Annotated in this window: 17 protein-coding genes and 1 other annotated feature; all 17 genes read left to right on the top strand. The window is 30.4% G+C overall.

All coding sequences use genetic code 11. The features are described from left to right. Positions 1-18 precede the first annotated feature (18 nt). Positions 19-182, top strand: a binding site (T-box leader). A 37-nt stretch (positions 183-219) separates the two neighbouring features. The 17 genes from serS (at position 220) to RH95_RS04350 (ending at position 20,592) form a co-directional block, all read left to right on the top strand. Further along, entirely contained in the window at positions 220-1,506 is a 1,287-nt protein-coding gene (serS, locus tag RH95_RS04435) for a serine--tRNA ligase (RefSeq protein WP_010245016.1), read from the top strand. 225 nt (positions 1,507-1,731) lie between these two features. Further along, complete coding sequence (locus tag RH95_RS04430; RefSeq protein WP_010245014.1) at positions 1,732-4,431, top strand: calcium-translocating P-type ATPase, SERCA-type; 2,700 nt, start codon at positions 1,732-1,734, stop codon at positions 4,429-4,431. Positions 4,432-5,000: 569 nt separating this feature from the next. Then, on the top strand, positions 5,001-5,888 hold the full coding sequence (locus RH95_RS04420; RefSeq protein ID WP_235777710.1) for a CPBP family intramembrane glutamic endopeptidase: 888 nt from the start codon (positions 5,001-5,003) through the stop codon (positions 5,886-5,888). A 106-nt stretch (positions 5,889-5,994) separates the two neighbouring features. Beyond that, entirely contained in the window at positions 5,995-6,375 is a 381-nt protein-coding gene (locus RH95_RS04415) for a GntR family transcriptional regulator (RefSeq protein ID WP_010245008.1), read from the top strand. Next, positions 6,372-7,211: an ABC transporter ATP-binding protein gene (locus RH95_RS04410; RefSeq protein ID WP_010245005.1), complete on the top strand. Its 840-nt coding sequence runs from the start codon at positions 6,372-6,374 to the stop codon at positions 7,209-7,211. The genes RH95_RS04415 and RH95_RS04410 overlap by 4 nt, the downstream gene beginning before the upstream one ends. Continuing rightward, complete coding sequence (locus RH95_RS04405; protein ID WP_010245002.1) at positions 7,208-7,828, top strand: ABC-2 transporter permease; 621 nt, start codon at positions 7,208-7,210, stop codon at positions 7,826-7,828. Before RH95_RS04410 ends, RH95_RS04405 begins: the two co-directional genes overlap by 4 nt. After that, complete coding sequence (locus tag RH95_RS04400) at positions 7,825-8,463, top strand: ABC-2 transporter permease (protein WP_010244999.1); 639 nt, start codon at positions 7,825-7,827, stop codon at positions 8,461-8,463. The genes RH95_RS04405 and RH95_RS04400 overlap by 4 nt, the downstream gene beginning before the upstream one ends. Positions 8,464-8,614: 151 nt before the next feature. After that, positions 8,615-9,940, top strand: a complete 1,326-nt coding sequence (locus RH95_RS04395) for an NCS2 family permease (RefSeq protein WP_010244997.1) — start codon at positions 8,615-8,617, stop codon at positions 9,938-9,940. 187 nt (positions 9,941-10,127) lie between these two features. Beyond that, the gene (locus RH95_RS04390) at positions 10,128-11,690 is read left to right on the top strand and encodes an S-layer homology domain-containing protein (protein ID WP_010244994.1); all 1,563 of its coding nucleotides are present in this window, start codon (positions 10,128-10,130) and stop codon (positions 11,688-11,690) included. A 16-nt stretch (positions 11,691-11,706) separates the two neighbouring features. Beyond that, positions 11,707-13,182 carry a glutamate--tRNA ligase gene (gltX, locus tag RH95_RS04385; protein WP_010244992.1) on the top strand — a complete coding sequence of 492 codons (1,476 nt, stop codon included), beginning with the start codon at positions 11,707-11,709 and terminating at the stop codon, positions 13,180-13,182. A gap of 197 nt (positions 13,183-13,379) precedes the next feature. After that, positions 13,380-14,564: a phosphoglycerate kinase gene (locus tag RH95_RS04380; protein ID WP_010244989.1), complete on the top strand. Its 1,185-nt coding sequence runs from the start codon at positions 13,380-13,382 to the stop codon at positions 14,562-14,564. Beyond that, positions 14,561-15,304 carry a triose-phosphate isomerase gene (gene tpiA / locus RH95_RS04375; RefSeq protein WP_010244986.1) on the top strand — a complete coding sequence of 248 codons (744 nt, stop codon included), beginning with the start codon at positions 14,561-14,563 and terminating at the stop codon, positions 15,302-15,304. The genes RH95_RS04380 and tpiA overlap by 4 nt, the downstream gene beginning before the upstream one ends. Then, positions 15,301-16,803, top strand: coding sequence for a 2,3-bisphosphoglycerate-independent phosphoglycerate mutase (gene gpmI, locus RH95_RS04370; RefSeq protein WP_010244983.1), 1,503 nt, complete (start codon positions 15,301-15,303; stop codon positions 16,801-16,803). The genes tpiA and gpmI overlap by 4 nt, the downstream gene beginning before the upstream one ends. Before the next feature lie 8 nt (positions 16,804-16,811). Further along, the gene (gene eno, locus RH95_RS04365; protein ID WP_010244980.1) at positions 16,812-18,107 is read left to right on the top strand and encodes a phosphopyruvate hydratase; all 1,296 of its coding nucleotides are present in this window, start codon (positions 16,812-16,814) and stop codon (positions 18,105-18,107) included. After that, entirely contained in the window at positions 18,104-18,502 is a 399-nt protein-coding gene (locus RH95_RS04360; RefSeq protein ID WP_010244978.1) for a SixA phosphatase family protein, read from the top strand. The genes eno and RH95_RS04360 overlap by 4 nt, the downstream gene beginning before the upstream one ends. 196 nt (positions 18,503-18,698) lie before the next feature. Further along, positions 18,699-20,198, top strand: coding sequence for a murein biosynthesis integral membrane protein MurJ (murJ, locus tag RH95_RS04355; protein WP_010244975.1), 1,500 nt, complete (start codon positions 18,699-18,701; stop codon positions 20,196-20,198). A gap of 70 nt (positions 20,199-20,268) precedes the next feature. Continuing rightward, entirely contained in the window at positions 20,269-20,592 is a 324-nt protein-coding gene (locus RH95_RS04350) for a DsrE family protein (RefSeq protein ID WP_010244972.1), read from the top strand. Positions 20,593-20,688 lie beyond the last annotated feature (96 nt).

The raw sequence follows: 20,688 nt of genomic DNA, 5'->3' as shown, positions 1-20,688 counted from the left end.
ATATAATGAAAAAAACTACAAAAGACAATAACTGAGAATAGTAATTTTAAAAAGTTTTTTAGAGAGCAGATGTTTGGTGTAAATCTGTAAAATTTTTAAAACGAATCCACCTCATAGTCTATTTAATTTTAAGTGAACCATTAGGTTAATTAGGGTGGCAACGCGGGTTTCTCGTCCCTTTAGGGATTGAGGGACTTTTTTTAATTTAAGGGAGGATATATGTTAGATATTAAATTTGTAAGAGAAAACCCAGAAGCTGTAAGAGAAAATATTAAAAAAAAATTTCAAGAAGATAAGCTTCCACTTGTTGATGAAGTTATAAAGATAGATGAAGAACTTAGAGATGCAAAAACTAAGGGAGATAATCTTCGTGCAGAAAAAAATAAAACGTCAAAGGAAATTGGAAGTTTTATGCAAAAGGGTGAAAAAGATAAAGCGGAGGATGCTAAAAAAAGAGTTGCTGAAATAAATGAAGAAATAACAGGATTAGAAGAATCTGAAAGAAATCTTGCTGAAGAGCTTAAAAAGAGAATGCAAGTAATTCCACAAATGATTGATAAAAGTGTACCGATAGGAAAAGATGACAGTGAAAATGTGGAAATTGAAAAGTTTGGAGAACCAGTTATCCCTGATTATGAAATTCCTTATCATGTTGATATTATGGAAACTTTTGACGGAATTGATTTAGATTCTGCTAGAAATACTTCTGGTTCAGGTTTTTATTATTTAAAGGGTGATATTGCAAGACTTCACTCTGCAATTTTATCTTATGCAAGAGATTTTATGATTGATCGTGGTTTTGAATATCACATCCCACCATTTATGATTCGTTCAGATGTTGTTACTGGTGTAATGAGTTTTGCTGAAATGGAAAATATGATGTATAAGATTGAAGGTGAAGATCTTTATTTAATTGGGACTTCAGAGCATTCAATGATTGGTAAATATATAAACACAATTACCCCAGAAGAAAATATGCCCCTTGCAATGACTTCTTACTCTCCATGTTTTAGAAAAGAAGTTGGAGCACATGGAATCGAAGAAAGAGGAGTTTATAGAATTCACCAATTTGAAAAGCAAGAGATGGTTGTAATTTGTAAACCAGAAGATTCAAAGGATTGGTTTGTAAAATTGTGGCAAAACACAGTTGACTTTTTCCGTTCACTTGAAATTCCTGTGAGAACTTTGGAATGTTGTTCAGGTGATTTGGCAGATTTAAAAGTAAAATCTCTTGATGTTGAGGCATTCTCTCCAAGACAAAATAAATATTTTGAAGTTGGATCTTGTTCAAACCTTGGAGATGCACAAGCAAGAAGGCTTAATATTAAACTTCGTGGCAAAGATGGAACTTACCTTGCACATACACTTAACAACACAGTTGTTGCACCGCCAAGAATGTTAATTGCATTTTTAGAAAATCTTCTTCAAGAGGATGGCAGTGTTAAAATTCCTAAGCCACTTCAAATGTACATGGGTGGAATGGAAAAAATTGTTCCAAAAAAATAATTTGGATTAAAATTTTTGAGTAATATTTTTATAAATTATTTTAGAAAAAAATTGTTTTTATTAGAATAATTTGATATAATTTATTCACTTTGGGGAGTAACTTTTAAATTTTCAGTCGTCATTACGGCATTGCCCGGCTGGAAAGCTTATTATTAAGTATGTGAGACCGATGTATATTATATATATATATGCGGTCTTTTTTTAAATTTTAGAATAGGGGGAATTATGGAGAAAAATTGGTACAATCAGTCGCCTGAAGAAACGTTAAAAAACCTTTCAACAACTAAGGAGAGTGGACTGACAGAAGATGATGCAAAAAAAAGACTTCAAGAATATGGAGAGAATGCTTTAGAAGAAGAAAAGAAAAAATCTTTTGGAGAAAAGTTAAAGGAACAATTTTTAGATCCGATGATAATAATTTTAATTGCAGCATCAATTATATCTATTTTTATTGGAGAAGCACTTGATGCAGGAATTATTATCGCAATTGTAATTGTAAATGCAATACTTTCAATTCGCCAAGAGGGAAAGGCAGAAGAAGCCATAGCAGCTCTTCAAAAAATGTCTTCACCAAAGGCAAAGGTAATAAGAGATGGCGAGCACATGGAAGTTGATTCTAACACAATTGTGCCAGGGGATATTATTGTTTTAGAAACGGGAGATATTGTCCCAGCAGATTTAAGACTTATTGAATCATCAAATTTAAAAATTGATGAATCATCTCTTACTGGAGAATCTGTTTCTGTTGAAAAATTTTATGATAAAGTTTATGATGGCAAAATGGAAATTGGTGATAGAGAAAATCTAGCATACTCTTCGACTATTGTGACCTATGGACGAGGAGAGGGAGTTGTTGTAGAAACTGGGCACAATACAGAAATTGGTAAAATTGCGACATCAATTGCTACAGTTTCCGATGAGCAAACTCCTTTACAAAAAAAACTTGCAAAACTTTCAAAAACACTTGGAATTTTAGTAATAGTTATTTGTGCTATTGTAATGGTTGTAGGACTAATTTATAAACACGATCCTCTCGATATGTTTATGACTGCGATATCTCTTGCAGTTGCAGCAGTACCAGAAGGGCTTCCAGCTATTGTTACAATTGTACTTTCAATTGGAATGGGAAAAATGGCAGAAAAAAATGCCATAGTAAAAAAACTTTTAGCAGTGGAAACTCTTGGAACTACAACAGTAATTTGTTCAGATAAGACTGGTACACTTACACAAAATGAAATGACAGTTACAAAAGTATTTACTGATGGAAATGTATATGAAGTTTCAGGAACAGGTTATTTACCAAAGGGAGAAGTCATAAAAGATGACAAAAAAACTCATGTAGATGAAGATGAAAACTTGAAACTTTTATCATCAATCGCAGCACTAACTAATGATTCAAAATTGAAAGTTAAGGGAAGCGAAGCATCAATCACAGGAGATCCAACAGAGGGAGCACTTCTAACTTTTGCAGAAAAGGCAGGTCATTCTACAAAAAATCTTTATGAAAATTTTGAAAGGATAGAGGAAATTCCTTTTGATTCTGAAAGAAAGATGATGACAACTTTTCACAATAATTATTTTGACGATATTGCATCTTTCACAAAGGGTGCACCAGATATTGTATTAAATAGATGTGACAAAATTTTAATTGATGGAAAAGAAGTTCCATTAGATGATAGACTCAAAAAAGAAGTTTTAGATAAAAATAATGAGTTTGCAAGATCTGCACTTAGATGTTTGGGCTATGCTTATAAAAAACATAGAGATATTCCAAAAGAAATAAGTTCTGAAAATATTGAAAAGGATATGATTTTTGTAGGACTTACTGGTATGATTGACCCAGCAAGACCAGAAGTTAGATCTGCAATAGAAGAATGTAAAACAGCAGGGATAAAGCCTATAATGATTACAGGTGACTATCTTGAAACAGGACTTGCAATTGCAAAAGATCTCGGTATTGCAACATCAGATGATGAAGCAATAATGGGAAGAGAATTAAATGAAATGAGCGAAGAAGAACTTAGAGAAATTGTAAAAGAAAAATCTGTCTTCACAAGAGTTTCTCCTGAAAATAAAGTTCAAATTGTAACTGCACTAAAACAAAATGGACATATCGCAGCGATGACAGGTGACGGAGTTAATGACGCACCTGCAATAAAGAGGGCAGATATTGGTATTGCCATGGGAATAACAGGTACAGACGTTGCTAAAAATACTGCTGAAGTAATTTTGACAGATGATAATTTTGCCACAATTGTAAATGCAGTTGAAGAAGGTAGAATTATTTATTCAAATATTAAAAAATTCGTTTCATATCTTCTTTCATGTAACTTGGGCGAAGTCTTTATAGTTTTAATTTCTATTTTAATGAATTTGCCAGTTCCACTTGTTCCGATTCAATTATTGTGGCTTAACCTAGTGACAGATTCATTCCCAGCACTTGCACTTGGAGTTGAAAGAGGAGAATCAGACATAATGAATGAAAAGCCTCGTGACCCAAATGAGCCAATACTTGATAAAGAAATAAAAATTACAGTTGCAATACAATCCATTGCAATAACTGTAGCAACACTTATCGCATATTTAGTTGGTCTTAAATGGTACGGAATAGGTGAAGGAATTGCCCATGCTAGAACAATGGCGTTTTCATCATTAATAATCTGTGAACTTTTAAGAGCCTATACATCAAGATCAGTTGACAAGACAGTTTTTGAAATTGGAGTTTTCACAAACAAAAAATTAGTAATGGCAACAGCATTTTCATTTATACTAATGCTTGTAGTAATCTATGTGCCAGTATTAAATGATGCCTTTGAATTAATGGATTTAGGACTAAAAGAAATTGGAGTTGTAATAGGGTCAGCAGTAATACCACTTTTAGCTGGAGAAATACAAAAGAAAATAAGATTTAGAAAAAATAAATAAAATTCATGTTAAAATCCGACAGAGAAATTCTCTGCCGGTATTTTTATTGTTTAACTTTTTGAAAAATAAATATACAAAAATTAATAACAAGTGAAAATATAGCTAAAGTTAAAAAAGCTTTAGACGTGCTAATAATATTCATTCTTAAAAAATAATTTGAATTTTTAAAACTAGATAAAATAAAAAAAGTTATAGCAAAAATTATAGAAAAAATACACATCTTAGCAAGGTTTTTTACCACTAAAAAAGTTCCTCCATCTATGTCTATATTAGTATAAAATTTTTTAATATTTTTTTCTAAAAATATATCTACTTTTTTATGTACTTTCAATTAATATCACCATCCATATAATATATTATCACAAAAAAGTTTTAAAAAGAAGTAATTGACTTTATTTAATATCTTATATATATTTAATACAGTACTTTAAAATATTAAGGAGGATTTATGAAAAAAGATTTAAAAATTTTTTATGTGTGTGACATTTATAATTCCCTATATAATGGGATTTGCAATTTATTACTGCAAACTGCACAATATAAGCACAAATATTTATCCATTATTTCAAATGTTTATGCCATTTCTAGCTGTAATAGCCTTGTTATATAAAGAAGATAAAAGTATTTTAAAGATTTTTCCTTTTAAAATTCATATATTTACAAGTATTTGTATATTTGTATTTGCTATAATAAATATTTTTTATCCAAATTTTGATAGCTTTTCAGGCACTATAATTTTAATATCAGCTATTGCAATGATAATAGCTATTTTCATCATGGATGAAGATCTTAAAAAGAAAGTATCTCTAGATAATCCAAATAAAAAGATGACATTTCTCATGTGTTTAATTTTTATATTTATATATTTTTTTAGATTATTTATTGGATGCATATTAGAAGGAGAAGCAATGGAATTTATAAAAATCTTTAATCTTAATAATTTAAAAGTTTTTATTTCTATTATTATTTTCTCTTTTTTTAATATTATGCCATTTATAGGAGAAGAATACGGTTGGAGGGCATATTTAGCACCAAGATTAAAAGAAATTTATGGCATTAAAAAATCTGTTTTACTCACAGGTTTTATTTGGGGAATATGGCACTTGCCTCTTAATTTATTTTATTACTCAGATGGACTATTGACATCGCAAGTTTATTCAATACTTGTACAACTTGTATTTTGCACATTTTTGGGAATATTTTTAACTTATACTTACAATAGGACAAAGTCAATTTGGGCACCTGTTATGATTCACTACTTAAACAACAATCTTGCCTTATTATTTGTCTCAGACTTTCCTAAAGACATATTTTCTGGACAACATTATGATTTAAAAGGAACCTTGTTTTCAATAGTAAGTTCAATTATATTTTTTGGAGTTTTTATATTTTCAAAATACATTCGGGATGAAAATCTTTGGGAAAAATCTGTATATGAAAAGATGAGAGAAGGCTAATTAAATTTAGTCTTTTTTTGTTGCAAAAATTTTATAAAACTCTTGACAATTTTATTTCATGGGATTATAGTGTAAATATAAAGTATATACACTTGAGGTGTTGTGAATGAAAATTATTATTTCAAATGACAGTGGTGTTCCAATTTATGAGCAGATAAAAAATCAAATCAAAGCTCAAATTATTTCTGGAGATTTAAAGGAAGATGAATCTCTTCCCGGAATGAGAACTCTTGCCAGTGATTTAAAAGTTTCTGTTATAACGACAAAGCGAGCTTATAATGACTTGGAGCAAGAGGGCTACATTTATTCTATGACTGGGAAAGGTTCTTTCGTAAAAAGATTAAATGGAGAAATGGTGAGAGAGAATGCAATTACAGAAATCGAAAGACATTTTTATGATGCTATGACAGTTGCAAAAATGGCAGGAATCAAATTAGATGAATTGCAAGAGATTTTAAAAACATTAGATGAAGTGGGTGAACTATGAATAGTATAGAAATAAAAAATTTAAATAAAGAATTTAAGGATTTTGAACTTAATATAGAAAATTTAGAAATTCCTAAGGGTGCAGTTATTGGTCTAATTGGTGAAAATGGTGCAGGAAAAACTACATTTTTAAAATGTATTTTAGATTTGTATAAATACGATGGTGAAATAAAAATTTTTGGAGAAAAAGTACACAAAGAAAGTTTTGAAGAAATTGGTGCAGTTCTTTCTAACTCTTTTTTCAGCGATAATTTCAAAGTAAAAGATGTTGTTGATATTTTAAAGGTTGCTTATAAAAATTTTGATGAAAAAATGTTTTATGACTGTGTAAATAGATTTAAAATGCCAAAAAATAAAAAGTTAAAGGAACTTTCCACAGGAAATCTAATGAAATTAAAAATAATTTCTGCAATTTGCCATAAGCCAGACCTTTTAATTCTAGACGAGCCAACATCTGGTCTTGATCCAGTGATTCGCGATGAAATAATAGAATTTTTATTTGACTATATAAGAAATGACGATAGGACAATTTTATTTTCTTCACATATTTTGTCTGACATAGAAAAAATTGCGGATTACATTATTTACATTCGTGATGGAGAAATAATTTTCTACGATGAAAAGGATACTTTAATAGAAAATTATGGAATATTAAAAACGACTGAAGAAAATTTAGAAGATTACGGCGACTTTATTTTAAGAACAAGAAAAAATAAGTATTCCACAGAGGCACTTATAAAAAATGTTGACGTATTTAAAGAATTTTATCCAAATGAAATTGTAGATAGAGTTAATGTAGAGGATATAATGATATTTTTATCAAGAGGTGCAAAATGAAGGCAGTTTTATTAAACGACTTTAAGCTTGTAAAGAAGATGGCACTTCCCTTTGCAATTTTTATTGGAGTAATTCTTGCCTTGAGTGTGGTGATTACAAGAGAAATTTCTAATAAGTTTTTTGTTCAATGGGCATTTACTTTGGTATTTACTATTAGGGCGCAAGTTGTATTCGGAGATAATTTTAAGGATTTTGAAAAGTTTATGACTATGCCAGTTTCGATAGAGGATTATTCTCTTGCTAAAATTATAAAAAATCTAATAACGTTTCTCATTACATCAATTATATTTTTAATTGGACTAATTTTTAGCAATGGAGAGGACAAGGAACTTTTCATAAATATGTATGTAAATGTATTTATAGCCATAGATTTTTTAAGCCTCAGCTTTAGCCATATTTTAAAGACAAAGTATGCAAGGGGAATTGTGGTTTTCATTTACGCCCTTTTGTTTATAGGATTAGGAATATTTTTTGCCATGACTTATGCAGCCTATTATGAAAGTTTGGTGAACTACAAACTTTTCTTAATAATAGGATCAATAATAATTATCTGTGGATCTTTTTATTTGGACTACAAATACTCTACAAAATATCTGAGGGAGGGGCACATAATATGAAAATACTTTTATTAAATAATTTTAAAATTAGAAAAAAATTTATTATTTCCTATTTCATATTTATAGGGATAGTTTTTGCCTTAAAGAGTCTTGGACTTTTTTCACAGGAGTTTAGTTTATTTGCAGATAAAGCTTTTGCCATATTATTTATGTCAGCCCTCCTAGTTCACTATGTGCTATATATAATATCTAGCGAAGGAATGGTAGTGGACAAGAGCAAGCCATATTTTTTAAGTCTTGGCACATCACGAAGGGACATAATAAATGAAAAGTTTCTAAAAGTTTTAATGATTTTTATAATAGATGCTTTTTTAATTGCATATGTTTTGCAAAATGTTGAAATGAAAGGCAAAGAATTTAAGGTTGGATTTTTCTTTGTGCTTTTTATAATGGCTTATTATCTTATAAATATTCCAATTTATCTTTACTTTGGTCAAAATAGTGGCGTTGGGACAACTTTCACAAGCTTGCCAGCATTTCTTCCATTGTTAGGCTCAATTGGAAAGAATCCATCAAGATTTTTTATTGAAGTAATTGAAGGAAGAAGCAGCTTAGTTTTATTTTCATCTTTAATTATTTTCATCTTAATAATTTATATCATTTCAAGAATTTTAGCCGAGAGAAAAGATTTTTAAATATTCATAGACTTAAAGGACTTTTGATTTTTCAAGAGTCTTTTTATTTTAAATTGTCTTTATAAAATAGTTTAAAATTATAAGTCCTTATGTCAAATTTTTATATATGTGATAAAATAAAAACTGAATTTATATTATATGAGGAGGAAAAATGGAAACAAATTCAAGTTTTTTAGAAAAGACTTTTTCTCTTAATGAGAGAAAGACAAATGCCAAAACAGAATTTTTTGCAGGACTTACAACTTTTATGACAATGTCATATATTCTAGTTGTAAATCCAAATATGTTATCTGAAACTGGAATGGACAAGGGTGGAGTTTTCACTGCGACTATTATTTCATCAATCATTGCAATGATTTTTATGGGATTATTTGCGAACTTGCCTTTTGCACTTTCAGCAGGGATGGGGCTAAATGCCTTTTTCACTTACACAGTTGTACTCTCCATGGGTCACGATTGGTCTTATGCACTAACAGCGGTATTTTTGGAAGGTATAATCTTTATAGTGATGAGCTTTTTTAATGTTCGTGAGGTAATATTTACATCAATACCAATGTCACTTAAAAATGCAGTGTCAGTGGGTATTGGACTATTTATAACTTTAGTAGGGCTTACTTCAGCTGGTATTATAGTTGACAATGATGCGACTTTAGTAGCTCTTGGAGAAATTGCATCAAGGCCATCCTTTGTATTTATAGTGTCACTTATGGTAATGGCACTTTTAACTGCAAAAAATGTTAAAGGAGCACTTTTATACGGAATTGTAACTGGCACAATACTTGCACTTATTTTAGGGGTTACACGTCTACCAGATGGAATGATTTTTTCACTTCCACCATCACTTAAACCTGTTGCTTTCAAACTTCACTGGGGAGATTTATTTACATTTGATATGTTTTCTGTAATGTTTACATTTTTATTTGTAGATTTATTTGACACAGTAGGAACTTTAACTGGTGTTGCAACTAAAGCAGATTTAATTGATAAGGATGGAAATTTACCAGGTGTTGGTCGTGCTCTTTTGTCAGATGCAGTGGGAACAGTTGTGGGAGCACTTCTTGGAACAAGTACAGTTACAACTTTTGTTGAGTCAGCATCAGGAGTTGCAGATGGAGGAAGAACTGGACTTACATCAATATCATGTGCCTTTTTCTTTTTACTTTCACTATTTTTATTCCCGATATTTTCAATTGTGCCAGCACAAGCGACATCGGCAGCACTTGTAATGGTAGGACTTTTTATGATCAGTCCAATAAATCAAATAAAATTAGATGATTATACAGAATCTGTTCCAGCATTTTTAACAATGGCAACAATGCCCTTTGCTTATTCAATTGCAGAAGGTATTTCTGTTGGGATGATTTCCTATGTGATTTTAAAAGTAACAACAGGACGAGCAAAGGAAGTTAGCCCTGTAATGTATATATTGGCAATTATTTTTACACTAAGATATTTAAGACCAATTTTACCTTTTTAAAAAGATATATTTATAGTCTTAATATTTACACCTTGCCAATGGCATTTTTGAATTCGGCATTAGTTTCAATATTTATGTTTTATTTCATAAATTCAAAAGAAACTAATGGAGATAGAATTTAAAAATACTCATTTATTGAATTGTCAAAGCCCCTTTAGTATAATTAATATATTAAGGGGGCTTTTTTATGAAAAAAATATTTTTATACATAGTTATGGCTTTTACACTTTTTGTAAATGTTTTTGCTGCGGAGGATATTCAAGTTGTATTAGAGCAGCCTGCTGTTTCTGAGGCAAAAAATGGCGATACACTTAAGTATAATTTAATTATAAATCTTCCAAAGGATTATAAAAGTAAATATTCTTCTTTTTCTGTTACTCTTCTTTTAGATAAATCAATTGAGGTTAAAAACACTAAGCTTTTAAATGGAAAGGAATCTCAGGGGAAATTAGATATAAGGACTACTTCTATAAAGGGAAAAGAACAAAATATTGTTACAATTAATGCAAATGATCTTTCAGTTATAGAAGGGGACAACTTAAATCTTGAAATTGAAACGAAAGTAAAAAGTGATGTTGGAGCTAGTTCTAATTTAAAAAATTCCTTTGTGTTAAGTTATGTTGACAAGGCTGGAGAAACTAAAAGTGACCAAAAAAATTTAGAATCTTCTACTAAGACTCAAAATGGAGCTCTTTCTATTACAGATGTCTATGATGGTTCAAGCGAAATTGTAGGAAAGACTGAGAAAAATGCAAAAGTTAGAGTTGCATTAGATAAAAAAGTTGTTGCCAATGTGGTTTCTGATGCTAATGGGAATTTTAAAGTAGATAATTTAAATTTAAAAGAGGGATCTTACATTAGGATTGCATCTGAAACTGATGACAAAAAGGCAAGTCTTGATTATATTGTAAAACCAAGCGTTGAGTCAAAGAAGTCAGAAGAACTTGTAAATGAAAATAATGATGAGAAGGAACTTTACAGCACAGTAAAAACTCTCGATAAGTTAAATGATTATGTGGATTTCGCAAAAAATCTTTCAACTGCAAAGGCAGGAGATCAAAATGAAAAGCGAATTCGTGCTGCAATCGCATCTGCTGAATATGTTGTTGTAAAAAGTGAAGTTTCTTCTGATGAAATAGAGAAGTCTTTGGAAGAACTTGTAAAATCAGTTGAAGTCGTACGAAAACCTTATATGGCTGGTGTATCAGAAAATAAATTTTATCCCAATGAAAAAATAACAAGAGCAGAGGCTGCATCTGTTTTAAAAAGAGTGATTGATGAAAAGTCAAATGCCAATGATTTTTCTTCTTTTAAAGATGTAAGAGAAGATGCTTGGTACTATGACGATTTAGTTTTTATAGAAAAAGAGGGCCTTATATCTGGTTATGAGGATGGTACTTTTAAACCAAATGAAGCGATGACTAGAGCTCAATTTGCAAGTATGATGGCAAATTATTTAAAATTAGAAGAAGGCAATAATCCAATTGATTTTAAAGATGTAAAGGAAAATTATTGGGCAAAAGATGCTATTAACACTTTGTCAAGTCATGGTATAATGGTTGGAAAGTCTAAAGATGAATTTAAACCTAATGATAAAATAACAAGAGCAGAAGCTGCAACTATTTTTAATAAAGTTTTGGATAGAAAGATAAATAAATCTTTCTTAGATAAATATTCAAAGAACCCATTTGATGATTTAAAAAGAGATCACTGGGCTTACTATCAAATTATAGAAATTACGGCAAAGTAGAAAGGATGAAATATAAATGTCAGATATTAAAGTAAGATTTGCACCATCACCAACTGGATACCTTCACATTGGAGGACTTAGAACAGCTCTTTATAATTATTTGTTTGCAAAGAAAAATGATGGCAAATTTGTCTTAAGAATAGAAGATACAGATAGAACTAGATATGTTGAAGGTGCCATAGAAAACTTAATTGAATCTCTTGAATGGTCTGGAGTAACTCATGACGAAGGTGTAGTTGTTAAAGACGGAGAGATAACAGAAGTTGGAGATTGCGGTCCTTATATTCAATCAAATAGACTTGATATTTATAAAAAATATGTAGATGGATTGATCGAAAAGGGATATGCTTATTATTGTTTTTGTTCCAAAGAAAGACTAGATAATTTAAGAGAAGAACAAAGAATTAAGGGAAAAGTTCCTAAGTATGATGGTCTTTGTCGTGGAATTCCTCTTGAAGAAGCAAAGAAAAGAGTTGCTGCCGGTGAAGATTATGTTATAAGATTAAAGCTTCCAAAAAACAAAGACATAACTTTTCACGATGCAGTTCGTGGAAAAGTTACAATAAACACAGATGAAATTGATGATCAAGTTTTGATGAAGTCAGATGGTTTTCCAACATATCACTTGGCAGTAATTGTAGATGATCACTTAATGGGAATCACTCACATTGTAAGAGGAGAGGAATGGCTTCCTTCTACTCCAAAACACGTTTTTATGTATGAATGTTTTGGTTGGGAAGCACCAGAATTTGTTCATCTTCCAACGGTTTTAAATAAAGATAGAAAAAAACTTTCAAAAAGACAAGGGGACGTTTCTGTCGAAGATTTTAGAAAAAGAGGATATCTTCCAGAAGGTCTTATAAATTATCTTGCTCTTGTAGGTTGGTCACCAGAAGATGGAGAAGAAATTATGAGTCTTGATGAAATGGTGGAAAAGTTTAGCTTTGAAAGAGTTGGAAAGAGTGGTGGAATTTTTGACACAGATAAACTAAACTGGGTAAATGCTCACTACATTAAATCCTATGATTTAGATAAATTATCTGAACTTTCCATACCTTTTGTAACAAAATCAGGACTTTTGACAGAAGAAGAAATAAGAGAAAACTTTGAATGGTACAAAGTTTTGATTGACACAGTTAGAGAAGCAGTTGACAAATTAGAAGATATTCCAGAACACATTTCATTCTTATTTGGAGATATTGAAATAACAGAGGAAGCTGCAAAAGAAGAATTGGCACAAGAACACGTGAAAGAACTTTTGGATTCTTTTATAAAAATTGTAAAATCTCATGATGAAATTGACATGGAAACAGCAAAGGGATTAATGAAAGAAGTTCAAAAAGACTCTGGAATTAAGGGCAAAAAACTTTATATGCCAACTAGAGCAGCAATTTCAGGAAATGTTCATGGTCCAGAAATGCAAAATATTCTTTATCTTTTAGGAAAAGATAAGCTTATTGAAAGAGCAGAAAAAATAAAAAATTCTCTTTAAAGAATAAAAATTGATAAAATTTTTAAAAGGACTACCTTAGCTTATTGGTAGTCTTTTTTAATTTTAAGAAAATAATAAATTTTAGTTATCAAAAATAAAAGTATATTCATATTATATAAACTTCAACTCTCTATAATTTAATTTATGGTATAATTTAAATATTAAGGCTAATAAAATTCGAAATTAAGAGGTGTAATGTGAAAAAAACTATTAGAGATTTTGATTTTAATGATAAAGTTGCAGTTGTGAGAGTGGATTTTAATGTTCCTCTTAAAGATGGAAAAGTTACTGGTGATGATAGAATTATAAAGGCTATCCCAACTATTGATTATTTATTGGAAAATGGTGCCAAAGTTATTCTTATGAGTCATCTTGGAAGACCTAAGGGAGAGTACAAAGAAGAACTTTCTCTTGAACCTGTTGCGAAAAGAGCATCTGAATTATTAAAAAGAGATGTTAAATTTATTTCGTCAAGGGAAGTTGTTGATGAAGAAGTTGTAAAAGAAGTTTCAAATTTAAAAAAAGGTGATATTGCTCTTCTTGAAAACCTTAGATTCGTAAAGGGCGAAGAAAAAAATGATGCTGAATTTGCAAAAAAACTTGCATCTCTTGGAGATATTTTTGTAAATGATGCCTTTGGGACTGCACATAGAGCACATGCATCAAATGTTGGAATTACAGAATTTTTGCCATCTTGTGTAGGTCTTTTAGTTGAAAAAGAAATTAAATATTTTGAAGATGCACTAAAAAATCCTGAGAAACCTTTTGCTGCAATTCTTGGGGGATCAAAGGTTTCTGATAAGATTGGCGTAATTGAAAATTTGCTTGAAAAAGTCGATAAACTTGTTATTGTTGGTGCGATGGCAAATACTTTCTTAAAGTCTAAGGGTTTTGAAGTTGGAAAATCTCTTGTAGAAGATGACAAGTTAGATCTTGCAAGGAGAATCATGGCTAAGGCAATAGAAAATCATGTTGATTTAATTTTGCCAATAGATGTAATTGTTGCGCCTGAAGTTTCTGAAGATGCAAAGGGCACGCATAAATATGTGGAAGATGTGGATGAAGATGATATGATTCTTGATCTTGGCAGTGAAAGTTTAAAAAATATTGAATCTGCACTTAAAGGTGCAAATACAGTTGTATTAAATGGACCTTGTGGAGTTTTTGAAATTGAAGAATTTTCTAGTGGAACAATTGAGCTTGCAAAAATTTTGGCAGAACTTGACGCAACTGTAATTGTTGGAGGGGGAGATTCTGTTTCAGCAGTTGAAAAAGCAGAAGTTGCTGATAAATTAACACACATTTCAACTGGTGGCGGTGCAAGTCTTGAGATGCTCGAAGGTAAAAAACTTCCTGGAATTGAGGCGGTTGAAGAAGCATGAGAAAAAAATATATTTGCGGAAACTGGAAAATGAATAAAACTTCTAGTGAAGCACTTGAATTTGCAAAAAAAATGAATAATTTGGAGTTTAGAAATGTTGACGTGCTAATTGCACCGAGTTTTGTAACTCTTGAAAGTCTTAGAAAAAATGTAAAAAGTGAAATAAAAGTTGCTGCACAAAATATTTCTGAGTTTGATAATGGTGCATATACAGGAGAAGTTTCTACAAATATGCTAAAGGATATTCAAATAAAAGATGTGATTATTGGCCATTCTGAGAGAAGAGGAATTTTTTCTGAAGATGATAATATTATAAGTTCAAAAGTAAAAAAAGCATTAGGAGATGAACTTTCTGTAATTCTTTGTGTCGGTGAACCTTTAGAAGTAAAGGAAAAAAATGAGGAATTAAGTTTTGTAAAGGAAGAACTTTTAAATTCTTTAAAGGGAATAGAAAATTTAGGAAATATAACTATTGCCTATGAACCTATTTGGGCAATTGGAACTGGAAAGACTTGTTCACAAGAAGATGCAGAAAAAATGTGCAGTGAAATTAGAAAAATAATTGATAAAAATTATGGAGAAATTTCTAAAAAAATTAGAATTTTATACGGAGGATCAGTAAAACCATCTAATGCAAAAGAAATTCTATCCATGGAAAATATTGACGGAGTTCTAGTGGGTGGGGCAAGTCTTAATGCAGATGATTTTATAGAAATAATTAAATGTGGTGAAAGTTTATGAAACCTACAATGTTAATAATCTTAGATGGTTTTGGGATAAATAAAAGTGAAGTGGGAAATGCAGCGAAGCTAGCAAATACTCCCACAATCGATAGACTTTATAAAAACTCACCTTATACAGAAATTTTTGCAAGTGAAGAATATGTTGGACTTCCTCATGGGCAAATGGGAAATTCTGAAGTAGGTCACTTAAATATTGGTGCAGGAAGAGTAATTTATCAAAATTTGACTAAGATTACAGAGTCAATAAAATCTGGCGATTTTTTCCAAAATCCTGAATTTATAAAAGCCATAGAAAATGCGAAAATAAATAATTCCAAAATGCATTTAGTAGGACTTCTTTCAAAAGGTGGAGTTCACTCACATTTTGATCATCTAAAGGCACTTGTCAAGTTAATGGCAGAAGAAGGCGTTGAAAAAACTTACATCCATGCAATCACTGATGGACGTGATGTTTCGCCTTATGCTGCAATTGATGATATTGGAGAATTTCAAGAGGAATTAAAAAAAGTTGGCAATGGAGAAATTGCCACTATTTCTGGAAGATATTATGCAATGGATCGTGACAACAGATGGGAAAGAACGAAAAAATATTATGATAATTTGACAACTGATATTGATTTTATAAAAGAAGATATTTTAGATTATATAAAAGATTCCTACGACAGAGAAATTACTGATGAATTTTTAGAACCTGCAAAATTTGTAAAAAATTCTGAAATTGAAGAAAATGATTCTGTTATAATTTTTAACTTTAGACCAGATAGAGTTAGACAAATTACAAGGGCATTAGTTGATGACGACTTTAGAGGGTTTGAAAGGAAGAAAATAAATATAACCCTTGTTACAATGACGGAGTATGACAAAAATATAAAAAATAAGTTTGTCGCTTTTAAGGATGAAATTCCAAGGGACACTTTGGGAGAAGTTTTAGAAAAAAATAAAATAAACCAACTTAGAATTGCAGAAACTGAAAAGTATGCTCATGTTACATTTTTCTTTAATGGTGGACGTGAAAAGCCATTTGAGTTGGAAGATAGAATCCTAATTCCATCACCAAAGGTTGCAACTTATGACTTAAAACCAGAGATGAGTGCAGATGAGGTGACTGACGCTGTAATAGAAAAATTAAATGAAGATAAATATGGTGTAATAATTTTAAATTTTGCAAATCCAGATATGGTTGGACATACAGGAGATTTAAAAGCTGCTATAAGAGCAGTTGAAACAGTTGATAGAGATTTAGGTAGAATTCTAAAAGTTTTAAAAGAAAAGGATGGCGTGGCAATAATTACTGCTGATCATGGAAATTGTGAATACATGATTGACGAAAGGGGGAATATTGTGACAAGTCATAGCACAAATCCCGTTCCAGTTTTTGTATTTAATAAGGATGTAAAACTTAGAAGTTGCGGAGCACTTTGCGATTTATCGCCTACAATTTTAAAAATTTTAGATATAGAAAAGCCAGAACTTATGACTGGAGAAAGTTTATTTTAGGAGGAATTATGAGTTTAATTGATTATGTTTATGCAAGAGAAGTTCTTGATTCAAGGGGGAATCCAACTGTTGAAGTTGAGGTTGCAACAGTAAATGGTGGATTTGGATCAGCAATCGTGCCAAGTGGGGCATCAACAGGTGTTCACGAAGCCGTAGAACTACGTGATGGTGAAGATAGATATAATGGCAAAGGTGTAGAAAAGGCTATCCAAAATGTAAATGGAAAAATTGCAGAAGAATTAATCTATTTTGATGTTTTTGATCAACTTGGAATTGACAAAATGTTAATAGAACTTGATGGAACAGAAAACAAAGGTGAACTTGGTGCCAATGCAATTTTGGGAGTTTCAGTAGCAGTTGCAAGGGCAGCAGCAAATGAAGCGGGTCTTCCGCTATATCAATATCTTGGCGGAGTAAATGCAAAGACAATGCCAATTCCAATGATGAATATAATAAATGGTGGAGAGCACGCTGACAACAATGTGGACATTCAAGAATTTATGATTATGCCAATAGGAGCAGAATCTTTTAAAGAAGCACTTAGAATGGGTTCAGAAGTTTATCATGCACTTAAAAAAGTTTTAAGGGACAAGGGACTTTCAACTGGTGTTGGCGATGAAGGTGGTTTTGCACCAAATCTTGAATCAAATAAAAAAGCTTTTGATTGCATAATTGAAGCAGTGAAAGTTGCAGGATATGAACCAGGAAAAGATATTGTACTTGCAATTGATGCAGCAGCTTCAGAATTTTATGATGAAGACAAGAAGAAATATATTCTTGAAGGTGAAGGACGTGAATTTAGTTCCAAAGAACTTTCAAAGTTTTATGAAAAACTCGTAAATGAATATCCAATTTATTCGATTGAAGATGGACTAGCAGAAGATGATTGGGAAGGCTGGAGGAATCTAACAGAACTTCTTGGAGAAAAGGTTCAATTAGTTGGAGATGATTTCTTCGTTACAAATACTAAAAGACTTCAAAAAGGAATTGATGCTAATTCTGCAAATTCAATTTTGATTAAATTAAATCAAATTGGAACAATTACTGAAACATTAGATGCAATTGAACTTGCAAAAAGGCACAATTACACAGCAATAATTTCTCACAGATCTGGAGAAAGTGAAGATTCAACAATTGCAGATCTTGCAGTTGCAACTAACGCAGGATTTATAAAAACTGGAGCGCCAGCAAGAAGTGAGAGAGTTGCAAAATATAATGAACTCCTTCGCATTGAAGATGAATTAGAAGACCTTTCAAATTATCTTGGATTTGATGCTTTTTACAATTTAAAAAATATAAAATGAAAATATATTTTATAAGACATGGCGAAGCAGAAATTTATGCAGAAGATGACTTTAAGAGAAAACTTACAACTTTGGGAAAAAGAAAGTTGGAAGAATCGTTCAAAGCCTTTACAAATAATTTGGAAAATAAAAATTCTTTTGTAATTTATTCTTCTCCTCTTGAAAGAGCAAAGGAAACTGCAGAAATTTTAGCAAGACATTTAGATTTGAAATATGAAGTAAAGGATTATTTGGCTGGCGGAAGAATAGATGACATTTTAAGAACTTTAGATGAAGATAAAAACTATATTTTTATTTCACATGAACCTTTTATATCAAATTGGATTTACCAATTAACTGGCGAGATGAAAATTATTTCAAGGGGAAGCATTAATTTAGTTGAACTTAATAAATAAAAGTAAATTTCAGCTCCAAGTGGGCTGATTTTTTTATTGTATATGGCTAACTTCATTTTACAATCTTTCTTAAAAATATATTTTATAAAGAATAGTAAAAATCTTGTAATAATTTCTTTAAGATTTGAAACTTGTAATAATTATTCAATAAATATATAATACTTGAGGTAATCAAATAGATTTTTAAGGAGAAAAAATGAAGACTTCCTATATATTAATGGCAATCACAATAATTTCAAAAGTTTTTGGTCTTGTTAGAGAAAAGGCTCTTGCATATTTTTTTGGCGTTGGAATGGTAGCTGATATTTTTCTTATCGCTTTTCAACTTCCTATGACTTTTACAAATGTAATAAGCGGTGCGGTAGCCAATGGCTATATCCCAATGTATGATAAGATAAAAGAAAGAGAAAATAAAAAGAGTGCAGATATTTTTACTGCAAATCTTTCAAATATTATTTTAATTGTTTTTTCGATTATTACGATTTTATCGATTATTTTTGCAAGACCTCTTGTCAAACTAATGGCAGAGGGGTTCACTGGTGAAAAACTTGAAACTGCAATTTTTGTTTCTAGAGTTGCAATGCTTTCCATTGCTGTTACCGCTGTAAGTTCGATTTATAAGGCTTATCTGCAAATTCATGAAAAGTTTATAGTTTCAGTTTTACATTCTATTTTAATGAATGTAATAATAATTATTTCAATGGCTATTTCTTATAAAAAAGGGATAAATTATCTTGCAATTGGAATTTTAGTGGCATTTGTATTTCAGTATTCAATTTTTATTATGCCAATTAAAAAACTTGGATATAGACACAGATTAAAAATTGATTTTAATGAAGATATGAAGGCAATGTTTGTTTCAATTGTTCCCATTTTAATTTCAACTTCGGCTATTGAAATTAATTTTATGGTTTCGAGATCTATTGCTTCAGGAGTTTCATCTGGAGGAATTTCTATTTTAAATTATGCTTATAAACTTCAAAGTTTTGTAACAGGGATTGTTGTAACTTCAATAATTACTGCAACATATCCAAAACTTGCAAGTTTTGGCTCTAAGAAAGATTATCTAAATTTAAAATCGTCGCTCTCAGAAGGGCTTTCAAATATGCTTTTATTAGTTGTACCTGCGGCTTTTGGACTTTTTGTTTATTCTTTTCCAATTGTAAATTTGTTATTTGTTGGTGGAGAATTTTCTGTTGCAGATGCTAAAGTCACAGCAGTTGTACTGTCTTTTTTTGCCTTTGGTGTAATTGGTATAGGTGTACGTGAAATTATTTCAAGAGTTTTTTATTCTCTTGGTGATAACAAGACTCCTGTTGTAAATTCTGTTTTAATTGTAGCTATAAATGTTTTTCTTTCAATAATGCTTTCAAGAGTTATCGGAATAGAAGGGATTGCTCTTGCAACTTCAATTTCTTTTATTGTTGGCGCTATAACTCTTTACATTCCTTCAATAAAATTAATTGGAAATGTATTTGATAAAAAGTTATTTACAAATATAATAAAAATTACATTATCTTCTGTTGCAATGGCTTATGGTTCTAAATTTTTCTATGATATTTTGTTAAATAAATTTGGAATGAATTTATCTCTATTGATTTCAATAGTAATTGCAGCAATTATTTATTTAATTTGTCTAATCATTTTTAAAGTAGATGAGTTAAGTGATATTTTAAAGAAGGTTTTAAAAAAGTAATTTAGTAAATTAAAAGCTCCTTTTATTTTGCTCTTTAATAGTGTAAAATGGTAGTAAAGGAGTGATATTGATGAAAGTAATTTTTCATGTAGTTGAAGCGGACAAGTGGGATGACGTAATTTCAAATGTAAAGGATTTATTAAATAATATTGATGATATAAAAATAGAGATAATTGTAATGTCAAAGGCAGCATCACTTTTTAATAGATATTCTGGTGTTGATTTTGAGGGTGTAATGGGAAATCCTAAAGTAAATATTACAATTGGAAAGAAAGCTTTGGAAGAAAATAGACTTACAAAGGAATTAATTCCTTCTAGCATCAAGGTTGAAGACTTAGTTATAACAAAAATTGTACAACTTCAAAATGAAGGATATGCATATATTAGACTTTAATTTTTTAAAATTCTGCCATTTGGTGGAATTTTTTTATTATGCACCTTGAAAATTGTTATTAAAAATGATAAAATACCTATTTGCATAATAATAATT

It is taken from the genome of Peptoniphilus rhinitidis 1-13, assembly GCF_000246925.1.
GTDB classification, from domain to species: domain Bacteria; phylum Bacillota; class Clostridia; order Tissierellales; family Peptoniphilaceae; genus Peptoniphilus_A; species Peptoniphilus_A lacydonensis.
The sequence above is the reverse complement of the archived record's forward strand: the minus strand, read 5'-3'. Positions and strand labels throughout refer to the sequence as shown.